Origin of the sequence: Haloarcula halobia, from assembly GCF_029338255.1 — an archaeon.
Taxonomy (GTDB): Archaea; Halobacteriota; Halobacteria; order Halobacteriales; family Haloarculaceae; genus Haloarcula; species Haloarcula halobia.
This window is the reverse complement of record NZ_CP119787.1, coordinates 2,985,172-2,999,426: the sequence shown is the minus strand read 5'-3', so window position 1 is coordinate 2,999,426 and position 14,255 is coordinate 2,985,172. Positions and strand designations below refer to the sequence as shown.

10 protein-coding genes are annotated in these 14,255 nt (G+C 69.7%); 3 read left to right on the top strand and 7 right to left on the bottom strand.

Annotated elements, in window-relative coordinates; translation table 11 throughout:
• Positions 1-34: 34 nt before the first annotated feature.
• Positions 35-409: a rhodanese-like domain-containing protein gene (locus tag P1K88_RS15810; protein WP_276411182.1), complete on the bottom strand. Its 375-nt coding sequence runs from the start codon at positions 407-409 to the stop codon at positions 35-37.
• A gap of 106 nt (positions 410-515) precedes the next feature.
• Between P1K88_RS15810 and P1K88_RS15805 the strand changes: the two genes are divergently transcribed.
• Entirely contained in the window at positions 516-1,379 is an 864-nt protein-coding gene (locus P1K88_RS15805) for a mechanosensitive ion channel family protein (protein ID WP_276411181.1), read from the top strand.
• A gap of 1 nt (position 1,380) precedes the next feature.
• On the opposite strand, the gene P1K88_RS15800 is transcribed toward P1K88_RS15805, so the two are convergent.
• From P1K88_RS15800 to btuC, 3 genes are read right to left on the bottom strand one after another with little or no spacing between them, the layout of a single operon-like run.
• Entirely contained in the window at positions 1,381-3,735 is a 2,355-nt protein-coding gene (locus P1K88_RS15800) for a DEAD/DEAH box helicase (RefSeq protein ID WP_276411180.1), read from the bottom strand.
• A 41-nt stretch (positions 3,736-3,776) separates the two neighbouring features.
• Entirely contained in the window at positions 3,777-4,979 is a 1,203-nt protein-coding gene (locus P1K88_RS15795; protein WP_276414159.1) for a heme ABC transporter ATP-binding protein, read from the bottom strand.
• A gap of 17 nt (positions 4,980-4,996) precedes the next feature.
• The gene (gene btuC, locus P1K88_RS15790; protein ID WP_276411179.1) at positions 4,997-6,067 is read right to left on the bottom strand and encodes a vitamin B12 ABC transporter permease BtuC; all 1,071 of its coding nucleotides are present in this window, start codon (positions 6,065-6,067) and stop codon (positions 4,997-4,999) included.
• Positions 6,068-6,126: 59 nt separating this feature from the next.
• On the opposite strand from btuC, the gene P1K88_RS15785 reads away from it, so the two are divergent.
• A complete protein-coding gene (locus tag P1K88_RS15785; RefSeq protein WP_276411178.1) occupies positions 6,127-7,257 on the top strand; it encodes a PGF-CTERM-anchored ABC transporter substrate-binding protein in 1,131 nt (376 codons plus the stop codon).
• A gap of 55 nt (positions 7,258-7,312) precedes the next feature.
• A complete protein-coding gene (locus P1K88_RS15780) occupies positions 7,313-8,050 on the top strand; it encodes a 5-formyltetrahydrofolate cyclo-ligase (RefSeq protein ID WP_276411177.1) in 738 nt (245 codons plus the stop codon).
• Between the two features lie 19 nt (positions 8,051-8,069).
• On the opposite strand, the gene P1K88_RS15775 is transcribed toward P1K88_RS15780, so the two are convergent.
• The 3 genes from P1K88_RS15775 to P1K88_RS15765 all read right to left on the bottom strand — a co-directional run bounded on the left by P1K88_RS15775 (position 8,070) and on the right by P1K88_RS15765 (position 14,048).
• Positions 8,070-9,521 carry a dihydrolipoyl dehydrogenase family protein gene (locus P1K88_RS15775; RefSeq protein WP_276411176.1) on the bottom strand — a complete coding sequence of 484 codons (1,452 nt, stop codon included), beginning with the start codon at positions 9,519-9,521 and terminating at the stop codon, positions 8,070-8,072.
• A gap of 78 nt (positions 9,522-9,599) precedes the next feature.
• On the bottom strand, positions 9,600-12,122 hold the full coding sequence (locus tag P1K88_RS15770) for an efflux RND transporter permease subunit (RefSeq protein ID WP_276411175.1): 2,523 nt from the start codon (positions 12,120-12,122) through the stop codon (positions 9,600-9,602).
• Positions 12,123-14,048 (bottom strand): COG1361 S-layer family protein, encoded by a 1,926-nt coding sequence (locus P1K88_RS15765; RefSeq protein WP_276411174.1) that lies wholly within the window; start codon positions 14,046-14,048, stop codon positions 12,123-12,125.
• Positions 14,049-14,255: the final 207 nt, after the last annotated feature.

The following is a 14,255-nucleotide window of genomic DNA, read 5'->3' as shown; positions in this document are numbered from 1 at the left end:
CGACGCCGCGAACCGAGTGAAGCGAACGCAGTCCTCACCTGAGCTTCCAGAGCAGCGACCGGAGTTTGTACCCCAGCGACCCCCGCTGGTAGCCGCTCCAGGCGCTCATCCCGCCCCGCAGCGTCGCCGCGTCGTATCCCTCGTCGAGAAGCAGTCCGGTCGCGCGTTTCGCGACCACCCCCATCTTGCACACGACGACGACGTCCCTGTCGGTCGGAACCTCGCCGAGTCGCTCGCGGAGTTCCGAGTCGTCGCCGCGACGCAGGTCGTTGTAGACGGGGATATTGTGGCTCTCCTCGATCGACCCGGCCTCGAACGCCGACGTCGGACGAATGTCGAGGACGAATGGCTGCTCCCCGTTCGACGACTCTCTCAACCGCTCGAGTTCGTCCGGACGAACGCTGTTCATCACTCCAATATTGGATTCGGAGCACAAAACCGCCCCGCTTTGCTGTCGCGCGACGGCCGAGCCCCGGCCGCCTGACATTCATGTGGGCCGCGTTTGAAGCAGGGGTATGCAGATTCCGGACCCGGGATGGGGGGACTTCGCTTCGGCGTACGGCCAGCTCGTCGAAGACGGGGCCGAGTTCTTCATCGTCGCGGCACTCCTCTACGCGGTCGGCCGACTCGTCGTGGTCCCGACCATCCACTGGGCGCTGGGCCGATCGAACATCGACCGGACGCTGGAGAGTGCGCTGACCAGTCTGTCGCATCTCCTGATCGTCGCCGTCGCCGTCGTCGTCGCGGCGAGTTTCGCGGGGTTCCGGGGCACCCTCGCCGGATCGACGCTCATTGCCGCCGGTATCACGATCGCCGTCGGCCTGGCCGCCCAGGACGTGCTGGGCAACTTCGTCTCCGGGGCGTTCATCGTCACGGACCCGGACATCAACGTCGGCGACACCATCCAGTGGAACGGCAACCGCGGCGTCGTCGTCGACATCGACCTCCGGGTCACGCGCATTCGGACGCCCGACAACGAACGGATTATCGTCCCGAACACCGACCTTGCGACCAGCGCGGTGACCAACGAGACGGCGACGGGGCCCATCGGCGTCTCCTACGAGTTCGGCGTCGGCTACGACACCGACCTCGACGAGCTGGAATCTATCGTCAGGAACGTGGCCCGCGACCTGGACCACGTCGCGGAGGACCCCAGTCCCGTCGTCGCCGTCGGCGAACTCGCGCCGACGTCCGTCCTCATGACGGGTCGCGTCTGGGTGCCGAACAACCGCCGGAATCGGGTCCCGGCAGTGCGCTCGGCGTTCATCCGCGGGGTCCACGAGGCGTGTCGCGAGGCGGGCATCGATCTCAGCGAGACGAGCCAGCACGCCGTCTCGGGCGAGATGGCGGTCCACGAGCCAGCCGACCCCCCGGCGTGACTCACTCGTCGGTCAGCCCGTCCAGCAGGTGTATCGCGCCGTGCTTGTCCAGGGGGTCGTTCGCGTTGCCACAGTGCGGTGACTGCACGCACGCCGGACAGCCGTCGGCGCAGTCACACGACCGCAGCATCGACAGCGTCGTGTCCATCAGGCCGGCCACCTCCCGGTAGGCGGCCCGCGTCAGCCCGATGCCGCCGGGGTAGCCGTCGTAGACGAAGATGGTCGGCTCGCCGGTATGGGGGTGTCGCGGCGTCGAGAGGCCCCCGATGTCGCCGCGGTCACAGAGGTACTCGAAGGGGAACATCGATATCATCGCGTGTTCGGCGGCGTGGATCGACCCGGGGAAGTCCCCCGCGCCGCCGTCGGCGGCCGTCTCGGTCGCGCCGGTCCGCTCGTAGTCGCCGCGCCGGAGCGGCGTCTCGAGGTCGTCGGGGACGGTGTAGTACAGCGCCTTGGTCTCGAGGCTCGTCTCGGGTAACTCGAGCGTCCGCTGGCCCAGCACCTCGCCCGAGGACCCGTCTCTGCGCTCGTAGCCGGTGATCTGCTTGCGCATCGTGACCGACGCGAACCGCACGGGCACGTCCTCACGGGCCGGCAGGGCGCGCTCGTCGAGGTCCGCCTCGACGGTGATCGTCTTGTCGTGGAGCACCCGCGTGTAGTAGTCCGCCCAGGTCCGATCGAGTTCGGCCACGCCCGCCGAGAGGTCGAGGTCGGTCACCTCGTAGCGCCGACCCTGGTGGTGGTAGACCGCGCCCGGATGGGCGTCGCGCAGGGCGTCATCGAACGGCAGGCGCGCGATGACCTCGCCATTCGCGACGAGTTTCACCTCCCGGTCGTCGACGGTCCGCAGGCTCATGTCGTGGTGGGGCCGCGCGTTCGAGAGCCACCGGATCCCCTGGTCGGTGGTCCGGCGGTCGAGGTTCCCCGCCGACTCGAGGTCCGCGACCACGTCGGGGAACGTCTCGCCGAAGTGTCGGTCGTCGTCGGGCGAGAGCCAGTTCTCCCCCGCCGCGGCCAGCACGTGGTCCGGGAGCAACTGTTCGTTCTCGGGGTTCGTGACCGCTCGCTCGGCCCCCGTCTCGAACAGCGCGTCGGGGTTCCGGAGGACGTACTGGTCTAACTGGTCCTCGCCGCCGACGAGTACGACGAGCGCCGGGTCGGTGCCCCGGCCCGCCCGGCCCGCTTGCTGGAAGGCCCGCATCCGCGTGCCGGGGTAGCCGTCGACGAGGACGGCGTCGAGGCCGCCCACGTCGACGCCGAGCTCCAGCGCACTGGTCGACCACACCCCACGGAGGTCCCCCGACTGCAGTCTCGACTCGAGGTCGCGCCGGCGCTCGTCGGTGAGCGCGGCCTGGTACGCGCCGACGCCGTCGGCCAGGTCGTGGTGGCCGCGGCTCCGGAGCTCGTCGGCGCTGTCGCTGGCGTAGCGCTCGGCGGTCTGGCGCGACCCGGCGAAGACGACCGTCTGGAGCCCGCGTGCCACGAGGTCGACGAACAGGTTCTTCGTCTCGACGTGGCTGGACTTCCGGCGGCCGCTGCCCCACCCCTCTCCACCCTCGTACTCCGGCGGGTTCCACAGCAGCCAGTGGCGCGGCCCGCTGGCGCTCGTGTCCTCGTCGACGAGCGCGAACGAGTCCTCGGGCTGGCCGGTGACGCCGGCGGCGTGCTCGACGGGGTTCCCGATGGTCGCCGAACAGCAGACCCACTCCGGGTCGGCGTCGAACCGTTCGGCGATGCGCTGGAGCCGTCGCAACACGAGCGCGACGTGGCTCCCGAAGATGCCCCGGTAGCCGTGGACCTCGTCGACGACGACGGTCTCTAGGCGCTCGACGAACCAGTCCCACAGGCGATGGGCGTGGGGCAGGATGCCGTAGTGCAGCATGTCCGGCGTCGTCAGCAGGACCGTGGGCTGGCGGTCGCGGATGGCCTCCTTCTCCGACGTCGACTGCCGGCCGGTGTACTGGGCGACCGAGACGCCCGAGGCGAAACCCAGGCCCTGTGCGAGTTCGGAGAGCGTCTCGGTCTGGTCGTTGATGAGCGCGACCTGCGGGGCGACGTACAGGGCCGTCGCGCGCCGGTCGAGCGCCCGCTCGAAGGCCGGAACCGTGTAGGCCAGGCTCTTCCCGCTGGCTGTCTCCGTCGCGAGGACGACGTTCCGTCCGTCCCGAACGGCCTCGACGGCGGCCGTCTGGTGGGCGTAGCAGTCCGTGATGCCCTCGTCCTCGAGGACGCTCGCGAGTCGCGGGTCGAGGTCGATGTCGGCGAACCGGGCGTCGCGACCGGGAACGGTCCGCTCGTCGACGATCTGGCCCTCGTAGTACGGTCGGGTCCGGAGCCACGCGATGGTGTCGTCCACGCCGGCCCTACAGCCACGAACGGTATCGGTCTTGCTGTTGGTTACCGACGGGCCTGGTGGTCGGCCGCCGGAACCGACTCCGGAAGCGACGCGACGACCGACGGGAGCGCCTCGACGCTCGAGACCGTGGTCCGCGTCGAGTCTATCGCCGGGACGCCCTCGCCCGCGACGGCCACGAGACGACGGGCGGCCTCGACGACGGCCTGGTTCCCGTCGCCGACGTCGCCGGCGACGACGGTGGCCCCGGCCCCGCGTGCCAGTTCCATCGCCCGGTCGCGCGAGCCCTCGTCGATGCCGGCGAAGGGCGGGACCGTGACCACCTCGCAGTCCAGTTCCCGCGCTCGCTCGGCGGCGGCGTCACCGGCCGGAACCACGCCGACGGACACCTCGATGCCTGCGGCGACCAGTCTCTCGACGGCCGCCGCGGCCTGCCGCCCGGTCCCGACGACGTGGACCCTCGTCCCGGCCGGGTCGCGCTCGGCCAGCGGCGTGACCAGCGGTGCGTCGGTTCCCGGCTGCGTGGTCACGAGCGTCTCCGCGTCGAAGGCGTCGGCGAGCGTCTCCCTCGTGAGGACCGACGTGGGGTCGCCCGCGGCGCGGACGTTCCCGTCGGTGAGCAGGAGCAGTTCGTCGCAGTAGCGCGCGGCGAGGTTGAGGTCGTGGATGGCCGCCACGGCGGTCTTGCCGTCGGCCACGAGGGCACGGACGAGTTCGAGCGTCCGGACGGCGTGGTTGATGTCGAGGCTCGCCGTCGGTTCGTCGAGCACGAGCACGGGCGTCTCCTGAGCCAGCGCCCGCGCGAGCAGGACGCGCTGACGCTCGCCGCCGGAGAGCGAGGTGAACTGTCGGTCGGCGAACCGGGTCACGTCGGTCCGCGCCATCGCGGACTCGACGGCCTCGCGGTCCGCCGGGCCGAGGCGCTCGAATCGGCCGAGGTGCGGCGTCCGACCCATCTCGACGACCGTCTCGACGGTGAAGTCGAAGGAGAGCGTCGTCGCCTGGGGCGTGCTCGCGACGAGGCGACTCACCGCCTTCGCCGACCGGTCCGCGAGCGGATTGCCCGCGACGTGGACTCGCCCCTCGTCGGGCGTCAGCGTCGCCCTGAGCGTCCGAAGCGTGGTGGTCTTGCCGGCGCCGTTCGGGCCGACGAGGCCGACGAGCGTCCCCCGGTCGACGGTGAAGTCGACGTCAGCGAGGACCTGCACGTCGCCGAACGACACCGACAGGTTCCGGACGTCGAGCATCGGCGACTCGCCGGCGGTCACAGTTCGTGCACCTCCCGCTGGCGGAGGAGATAGAGGAAGAACGGCGCGCCGAGCGCGGCCGTGACGATGCCGACGGGCACCTCCGCGCTGCCCGACCGGGCGAGCGTGTCCGTCGCGACGAGGAAGGAGGCCCCCGCGAGCGCCGCCGTCGGCAGCAGAATCCGGTGGTCGGGGCCGACGAGCAGCCGCATCACGTGTGGGACGATGAGACCGACGAAGCCGATGATGCCGGCGACGGCGACACCCGCGGCCGTGATGACAGCCGAGACGGCCAGCAGGACGCGCTTGGTGCGTTCGACCTCGATTCCGAGGCCCTGTGCGTCCTCCTCGCCGAGCAACATCACGTTGAGGTCGCGGGTGTAGGCCAGCAGGACGACGAAGGGGACGGCGACCAGCAGGAGACTCGTCGAGACGTCGAGCCACGTCGCGCTCTTGAGGTGCCCCATCAGCCAGAACAGTGCCCGGCGGATGCTCTCGCCGGCCTGGAGCAGGAGGAAGGAGACGACGGCCCCGAGGAACGTCTGGACGGCGACGCCGGCCAGCAACAGCGTCGCGACCGGCGTCTCGCCGTTTCGCGTCGCGATGAGATAGACCCCGAAGGCGGCGACGAGCGCCCCCGCGAAGGCCGCGCCACGCAGGCCCAGACCGAACGGGACGGCGAAGGGGACGACGATGAACCCGACGGCCCCCACGGCCGCACCCGAGGAGACGCCGATGATGGAGGGGTCGGCCATCGGGTTCCGGAAGATGCCCTGCATGATGGTCCCCGCCGCCGCCAGCGAGAACCCGACGACGGCTCCCAGCAGGATTCGGGGCAGGCGGACCTGCATGACGATCTGCCGCTGGACCTCCTCGACGGAGTAGGCGAACGGCGACGTGGTGACAAGCCGGGGCACGCCGCCGGCGAGCTCGACGCCGGTCGGCAGGGCGACGGCGTTGAGGAGTACCTTCCCGACCGTTGCCGGCGGAATCCAGACCGGCCCGATGCCCGCACTCACCGTGACGACGGCCGTGAGCAGCGCCACGAGGGCGGCCGTCCACGTGAGGAGTCGTCCGCCGAGTCGCATTATTGAAAACCCACTTGCAGTAGGTAAATATTTATTGTTACTCCGTTGCGGATAGAGTGATGAGACGGTACGCGACACTGCTGGTCGGATTGCTTCTCGTGACGTCGCTCGTCGGTGCCGCGCCCGCCGCCGGCGCGACGTCGGCGGCGACGAGCGAGCACTGCACGTTCCCGGTGACGGTGACCGACGCGACGGGGACCGAGGTAACCCTCGAGGAACGCCCCGAGCGCGTCGTCACGACGAACCCCTCGGCCGCCCAGACGATGTGGGAGATCGGCGGCCGCGGGCAGGTCGTCGGACTCACGCAGTACGCCTCGTATCTCGACGGGTCCGAGAGCCGGACCAACGTCTCGGCAGGGTTCGGCGTCAGCGTCGAGACGGTCGTCGGGGCGAACCCCGACCTGGTCGTCGCGCCCAACGCGAGCGCCGGTGACGTCGAGCCGCTCCGCGAGGTCGGGCTGACGGTCTATCACCTCCGGGCCGCCGAAGACATCGACGACGTCCGCGAGAAGACGACGACCATCGGCCGCATCACCGGTAACTGCCAGGGAGCGGCCGAGGCCAACGCCTGGATGGACGCGAACGTCGAGGCCGTCCGCGACCAGACCGCCGACGTCGAGGACCGCCCGGAAGTACTCTACCCGCTCGGGGGCGGCTACGTCGTCGGCGGGGCGACGTTCATCGACGCGATGCTGGACCTGGCCGGCGCGGACAACGTCGCCGCGCGCAACCTCACGGGCTACCCGCAGCTGAGCGACGAGGTCCTCCTCACGCTGGACCCCGAGGTGCTCGTCCTGGCCGCTGGCGACGAGGCACTCGTCACCCAGGAACCGTACGCCAGCACCACCGCGGGCGAGACCAACAGCACCGTCGTCGTCGAACGCCGCTGGCTGAACCAGCCCGCGCCCCGGAGCGTCGTCTTCGCCGCGCACAACCTGACGCGCCAGCTCTACCCCGAGCGCTACGACGCCGACAGTTACGTGTCGCGGTCCGCCGTGGCAGTCGACACCGAGACGGAGACGGCGACAGCGACGGTGACCGAGACCGGGACCGAGGAGGTGACGCCGGCACCCCCGGCCAGGACGACCAGCGCGGCGACCACGGCCGGCCAGAGCGGCCCGGGATTCACGCCGCTGGCCGCACTCGTCGCCGCCCTCGCTGTGTCACTCCTGGCAGTGCGCCGACGCTGACCCTGCGTTCCGGCCGCCCCGCTGAAGTGGCACCGGACCGAACGACCGCCTACCGATGGAGAAAGCGGCCATCCGCGAACAGGTGTGGGACGCGCTCGAGGCGTCGGGTGCGGCGCGGTTCCCGTTCCCGCCCCACGGTCGTATCCCCAACTTCGCCGGGGCCGACGACGCGGCCGCCCGACTTGCCGACACCGACGCCTGGCGGGCCGCGGAGACGGTGAAGGCCAACCCCGACGCCCCGCAGCTCCCGGTCCGCCGGGCCGCACTCCGGGCGGGCAAGACCGTCTACATGGCGGTGCCCCGACTCCGCGAGGCGGAGTGCTTCTACGAACTCGACCCCGGGCGATTGGACGACGTCGCGGCCGCGCCGACCGTCTCGCACGTGGCCGACCACGCCCGCCAGGTCGGACCCGGGGCCGTCGGAGCCGTCGACCTCGTCCTCTCGGGGTCGGTGGCGGTCACCGAGGATGGTGCGCGGGTCGGCAAGGGTGAGGGCTACAGCGACCTCGAGTTCGCCGTCCTCCGGGAACTTGACCTGGTCGACGGGGACACGACGGTCGCGACGACGGTCCACGAGCTGCAGGTGGCCGACGGCCCCGAGAGCGCGCTCGGTACGGCCGCCGTCGACGTGCCCGTCGACGCCCACGACGTGCCGATGGACCTGGTGGTGACGTCCGACCGGACCGTCGAGACGGCGACGCCCTACGACCGGCCGGCAGGGGTCGACTGGGCGGCGCTCTCCGCGGAGCGCATCGAGGCGATGCCGGTGCTTGCCGACCGGGCGCCGGACTGAAGTCGGTTCCCTCCGCTACTCAGGACTCCAGTGCGTCGACGCAGTCCCGGATGAGGCCGTCGAAGTTCTCGGGCAGCGTCGGGTGGTACGCCCGGTCGGGCAGTTCGCGGACGTCCATCCCGTTCTCGACGACGATCTGGAGCATCTTCGCGAACGAGTCGGCGTGGTAGTGCAGGCCCTGCCAGCCCAGGACGGTGCCGTCCTCGGCGTCGACGACGAGCTTCGAGAGGCCCTCGGGGACGTCTTTCGACTTGAAGACGCCGTCGTCGCTGGCCTGGCGCTGAGCGGTGACGACGTCGTAGCCCGCTTCCTCGGCCGACGCCTCGGTGTGGCCCACGCGGGCGAAGGGGTAGACGCCCAGGCCGGAGAAGATGACGTGGTGGTGGACGTTCTGGTATGGCTGCGGTTCGCCGCCGGCTTCCTGCCGGAGGATGTTCTCGGCGGCGGTAAAGCCCTGTTCTTTGGCCACGTGGAGAATCGGTTCTTTCCCGTTGACGTCTCCCACGGCGTAGATGTGGTCGGCGGCCTCGGTCTGCATCGTCTCGCGCACCCAGTCGCCCTCGACCGAGATCGAGGTGTGCTCCAGCCCCAGGCCCTCGACTGTGGGCCGACGGCCGGTGAAACAGAACAGCTGGTCGGCCTCGTAGGTCTCCTCGCGGCCATCGCCGGACTCCGTCCGGCTGTCCGAGGAACTCCGTTCCTCGCTATCCTCGAACTCGACGTGCAGACGAACGCCGCCGTCGTCGGTGGGTTCGAGTTCGCACTCGTAGCAGTTCGTCGGGATCTCGACGTCCCAGTTGTCCTCGTAGATGCGCCGCGCCTCGTCGCCGAAGGCCGGGTCGGCCTCGTCGATGGGGCGCCCGTCGTGCTCGATGACGGTCAGTTCCATCCCGCCGGCCTCCGCGAGGTAGGGCACCAGCTCCATCCCGACGTAGCCAAAGCCCATCACGATGCCCGAATCCGGGAACTCCGTGGCGTCGAGTACGTCGGCGCTGGTCATGAAGCCGACGTCCTCGATGCCCGGCAGGTCGGGGACGTTCACCGACGACCCGGTGGCGACGACGACGTAGTCGGCCGCGAACTCCTCGCCGCCGGCCCGGACGGTGTGGTCGTCGACGAACGTCGCCGTGTCGTGGACGAAGGTGACGTCGTCGCGCTCGGCCATCTCGTGGATGGAGTCCCGGCGGTGACCGGCCCACCCGAGCGTGTGGTCGTCTTTCTGTTCGACCACCGCCTCCAGGTCGACGTCCGGCGGGTCGCCCGCCAGTCGGTGGTCGTGGCGAGCCTGGAAGCGGTGGGCGGCCGCCGAGAGTACCTCCTTCGAGGGCATACACCCCTCGAGGATGCAGAGGCCGCCGCCCGGGTCGCCGTTGTCGATGAGCGTGAGTTCGATTCCGTCTGCCTCGACGAGGTCACCGGCGACGGCAGCGCCCGCGCTTCCGTAGGCTCCGATGATGACGACGTGGGTCATATCCGGGCCAAAGTGGTGCGCCGGGATAAAGCCTTCAGTGCGCGTGTGCCCGCGTGACACGAGCGGCGTGCGGTCGTCTCAATCGTCGTTGCTCTCAGTGGGCCGTGGCCCCTGCGGGCGGCCGACGTCGAACAGCGACCCGACCAGTCCGCGGCGGCGGAGGAGTCGGTCGCGGACCACCAGCACCGACGGGAGCACCAGCAGCGACGTGAGGAACGCGTAGGCCACCGACATCGCGGTGAGGATGCCGAACTGGCCGATGGCGGGGAACACCGCCAGCGCGAGCACGCCGATGCCGAAGACGGTGGTGAGCATGCTGCCCAGCAGCGCGCCGCCGGTCCCCCGGACGGTCCGGTCGAGCGCCGTCACCAGGTCGTTGTCGTGCATCTCGTCGGCGAACCGGTGGGTGACGTGGACGGAGTAGTCGACCCCCAGCCCGATGGTGATGGCGAGCATCGTCGCCGTCAGCGCGTTGAACGGTATCTCGAGCAGGCGCATCGTCCCCGCCAGCAGCGCGACGGTGACGATGACGGGCACGACGTTGGCGATACCCAGCGAGGGCTGGTCCTCGAGCACCCAGTAGATGAACACCAGGAACAGCGAGGCGCCGGCCAGCGCGATGGCCAGCGACTGGATGGCCGACTCGAAGATGACGTCGGAGACGGCCTGGAAGACGACGATGGAGCCGGTCGCGGTCGCCTCGTAGCGGAAGTCCTCGGCCACCTCGCGGGTGTCTTCGGTCACCTCGGCGTCCGTCGCGTCGGACTCGACGGTGTAGACGACCCGTGCGCTCCGGAAGTCCTCGGTGATGTAGTTGAGCGCCCGGTCCCGGGCCGGCGAATCCAGCAGGGCCCCGTATATCTCTCCGAGGTTGTCGTCGGGGACGCCGTTGTCGTTGCGGTCGTTGGCCTCGACGAGGGCGCGGAACTCGGGGTCGCGCTCGGCATGGTCCTGGATGACCGTGACGATAGACGTCGAGGACGCGCGCCCGTCCTCGCGGACGAACGAGTCGGGCGGGTCGTCGCCCGCGCGATACATCTGTTCCAGGGCGTAGTCTTTCTTCATCGGCCCCTGGACGTAGACGGTGGCCTGACTGCTCTGGGTCGTCGCGAACTTCTCTTCGAGGAAGTTCAGATTCTCCGTGACGCTGTACTCGTTCGGGCGGAACGGCTCGGGAAGCGACTCGATGAACTCGGGGTTCTCCTCCGGCGGAAGGAAGTCCTCCTGCGAGAACGACGTCGAGACGCCGGTCGCGTAGACGCCCGCACCGGCCGAGACGACCAGAATCACGAGCAGGAAGACGACGGGGGCCCGCTCGGCGATGACCACGCCGCCCCGGAGGACGCCACCGAGCGCCGACGACTCGTCGGAGCCCAGTGCCGACTGGCTGAAGGTCGGAATCGGGTACCGCTGGCGCAGGCGGTCCAGCTCGACCTTCGCGGCCGGGAGGAACACGCCGAAGATGAGGAAGGTGAAGATGATACCGACGGCGGCGACGTAGCCGAAGTCCTGGATGGGCGGCAGGTCGCTCGTGACGTTCGCGAGGAAGCCGATGACCGTCGTCCCGGTGACGATGAAGAAGGCGACCAGCAGCTGGTCGGTCGTGGTGCGCATCGACTCCGCGATGTCGGTCCCCTCCTCGCGTTCCTCGCGGTAGCGGTTGACCGCGTGGATGCCGAAGTCGATGCCCACCGCGAGCAACAGGGGCGGGACGGCGATGAGCATCTGCGAGAAGGCGATGCCGGCCAGGCCCATGAACCCGAACGTCCACACGATGGCCATGAAGAGCGCGAGCAGGCCCAGCGCCATGTCCGCGAGGTCACGATAGGCAAGCGAGAGGAAGATGAGGATGAAAAGCACCGCCGCGGGCACCGTCAGGATGAGCGAGTCGCCGACGACGTTCGAGAACTCCTGGGCGATGATGCCCGAGCCGAACACCCGGATGGTCCCCTGGTCGACGGAGGAGACGGTGAACTCGGCCTGGCGCTGGATGCTGGTCAGCGGACTCGAGCCGCCCTGGCCGGACCCGGAGGAGATGCCGGCGGGGATCTCGTGGGTCACCAGGCCGATGGTCGCGGACGCCGACGCCGACCCGCGGTTGAAGTCGTTGCTCACGAGCGACCCGAACCGCGGGTTCGTGGCGGCGGCCTCGCGGACCGCGACGTCTATCTCGCGCTCCGTCGCGGACTCGACGGCGCGAATCTGTGCCTCGGTGGTCCTCGCCGACGGGTCGAGCTGCTGGGCGACGATGCCTGCCGCGCTCGACGTGGTGGTCACCCGGAGGTCCTGGTGTTGCTCCAGTCGGTATTGGGCCTCCAGCATCCGCAGGATGGCGTCCTTCGAGAGAACGTTGTTCCCCTCCTGGATGAGCTGGGTGGCGCCCGTATCCGGCGAGAAGGCCGGCGAGAACTCCGTGTTGACCCGCTCGAGGGCCTCCTCGGCCGGGAGACCGGTCGTGAACTGCGACGTCCCGGCTTCCGTCGAGACGCTCCCGAGGCCCGCACCGAACAGCACCGTGACGACCAGGAACGCCAGGATGACCTTCCGGGAGTCGTGGACGATGCGGTCGTCCGCCCAGTCGATGTACCGCTGGTAGTCCATCTATCTGAACCTGACGTAGCCGCCGATGGCCACCACTGCGACCAGTCCGACGACTGCGATGGTCCCGAGCGGGAGGCCGCCGCCACCGCCGCGTTCGGTCACCTCGATGGGCACGCGGTAGGTGTCGGAGATGGGGGTATCACCGTCCGGTTCCTCGTACTGGAAGTCCAGCGAGACGGGGTAGGACTTGGCCATCGCGCTGCCGCTGGCGCTGATGCCGAACCGGATGGTCGTGGACTCGCCGGGGTCGAGCGACGCGATGAACGCCTCGTCGTCGGACACCGAGATGGGCGAGTCGGCGAACAGCTTCGCCGAGATGTCGGTCAGCCGTTCGTCCCGGTCGTTGGTGACGGTCAGTTCGATTGTCGTCGACTGCCCGGCCTGGACGCTCGTGTTGCCGGTGTCGACGGCGAATTCGTCGGTGCCGGGGTCGACGGACGCGCGGACCTCGATGGTGTCGCCGCGCTCTCGTTCGCCGTCGGGGGCGCGGTAGGTCGCGCTGAAGTCGAACTGTCGCGGCCCGGCGTCCGCGCTGTCCGAGACGTCGACGCCGAACTCGACGGGCACGGACTCGCCGGGCGCGAGGTCACCGACGGCGTACTGGGTCTCCTGTGGCGAGAGGTTGCTGTGGTCGCTCTCCCAGTGGAGGACGACGTTCCGGACCGGCCGGTCGCCGACGTTGGTCAGCGTCCCCCGGACGCGGCCGTCGGTGCCGGCCCGGAGGGAGGCGTCGACGTCGCCGAACTCGAACGCCTGTTCGGGCTCGGGCTGCAGGCCCAGCGGTATCGGGTCGCTGGCGGCCGAGTCGCCCTCGGAGTCCTGGTAGCCGATGGTCGCCGAGAGGGCGTAGACCGTCTCCCTGGCGTCGCTGCTGACGTTGGCCTCGACACGGACCGTCCGTTCCTCGCCGGGTTCCCAGGTCCCGATGAACTGGTTGGCCGAGGACGCCCGGCCGAACGTGACGTCACTGCTCTCGGAGACGATGTTCACGGTGGCGAGGTTGGCCTCGACCGGCCCCTCGTTGCGGAACGTCACCGCGTAGGTGCCACTGGACCCGATGGGCGCGTCGCTCTCGATGTCCGTGACGGTAAACTCCTGGGCCCGGGCGACGGCGATGCCGACGGACGAACCGGGCGAGGTCTTTCGGACCCCCTCCGCGTCGTCGAACTCGACGGAGAGGCCGAACTCGTAGGCGTCCGGTTCGGCGGCGGGGGCCGCGTCGACGCGGTAGCGGAAGGTGCGCTGCTCCCCGGTGTCCCAGGACTCGACGAAGCGGGACCCGGCCTCGGCACCGCCGACGGTGATGTCCTGACTGCGTGAGGTCAGCGTCACCGACGCGTCACGCGCGGCCTCTTTTCCGGTGTTCTCGACGGTCACGGCGACCGCACCGGTCGAGTCGGCGCGGGCGTTGGACTCGACGTCCACGACGTCGAACGTCGCTTGCTCGGAGACCTTCAGGGTGACGTCGATGGTCCGCTCGACGGTGGTCTCATCGCGCGTGCCGTCCGTCTCGGAGATGTAGTCGGTGTGTTCGTACTCGATGCGGACCGGCACCTCGTAGGTGCCCGGCTTGGCGTCCTCGTCGACCGAGATGTCGAAGGGCAACTCCGTCGTGCCTTCGGGGAACGTGCCCACGGCCTGCTTGTTCGTCTGGACCGTGATGGGCGCGCCGCCGGTGTTCATGTTGACCGTCAACCCGCGTGCGGTCGTCACCTCGTTGTTGAGGTTGTCGTTCGTCGACCCGGATTCGACGGTCCCGCTGTTGACGAGGACGACGTCGAGCGTCGTCTCCTCGCCGGGCGCGACGGTGTTGTCGACCAGCGTCGCCTCGATGTCGGGACTCCCGGTGACGGCCGCCAGCGCCGTCCCGGAGAGGACGACCAGGGCGGCCATGCCCACCGTGAGTACGAGCGACCTGGTCTTCATACACCCACCCCGTCCGTCGGTGTGACTTCCGGCGGTACGGCACTCCCACACGGGGCGGTCCAGGGCGACCACTCCGACACTCCTCGTCGGTTGCGAGGCTCGAACAACCGTTCAACCATTTCTATCGAACGAACGTTCGGTTCAAGTATCAACGTTGTGGTTCGACCCGACCACGGGGTCCGACCGAAAAGATATATATCGGTGGCC

Excerpts from the sequence above, each read along its gene's own strand:
- P1K88_RS15785 (WP_276411178.1), top strand. The coding sequence starts at position 6,127 with ATGAGACGGTACGCGACACTGCTGGTCGGATTGCTTCTCGTGACGTCG.
- P1K88_RS15765 (WP_276411174.1), bottom strand. The coding sequence starts at position 14,048 with ATGAAGACCAGGTCGCTCGTACTCACGGTGGGCATGGCCGCCCTGGTC.
- P1K88_RS15795 (WP_276414159.1), bottom strand. The coding sequence starts at position 4,979 with ATGCTCGACGTCCGGAACCTGTCGGTGTCGTTCGGCGACGTGCAGGTC.
- P1K88_RS15775 (WP_276411176.1), bottom strand. The coding sequence starts at position 9,521 with ATGACCCACGTCGTCATCATCGGAGCCTACGGAAGCGCGGGCGCTGCC.
- P1K88_RS15805 (WP_276411181.1), top strand. The coding sequence starts at position 516 with ATGCAGATTCCGGACCCGGGATGGGGGGACTTCGCTTCGGCGTACGGC.
- P1K88_RS15810 (WP_276411182.1), bottom strand. The coding sequence starts at position 409 with ATGAACAGCGTTCGTCCGGACGAACTCGAGCGGTTGAGAGAGTCGTCG.
- P1K88_RS15780 (WP_276411177.1), top strand. The coding sequence starts at position 7,313 with ATGGAGAAAGCGGCCATCCGCGAACAGGTGTGGGACGCGCTCGAGGCG.
- P1K88_RS15770 (WP_276411175.1), bottom strand. The coding sequence starts at position 12,122 with ATGGACTACCAGCGGTACATCGACTGGGCGGACGACCGCATCGTCCAC.
- btuC (WP_276411179.1), bottom strand. The coding sequence starts at position 6,067 with ATGCGACTCGGCGGACGACTCCTCACGTGGACGGCCGCCCTCGTGGCG.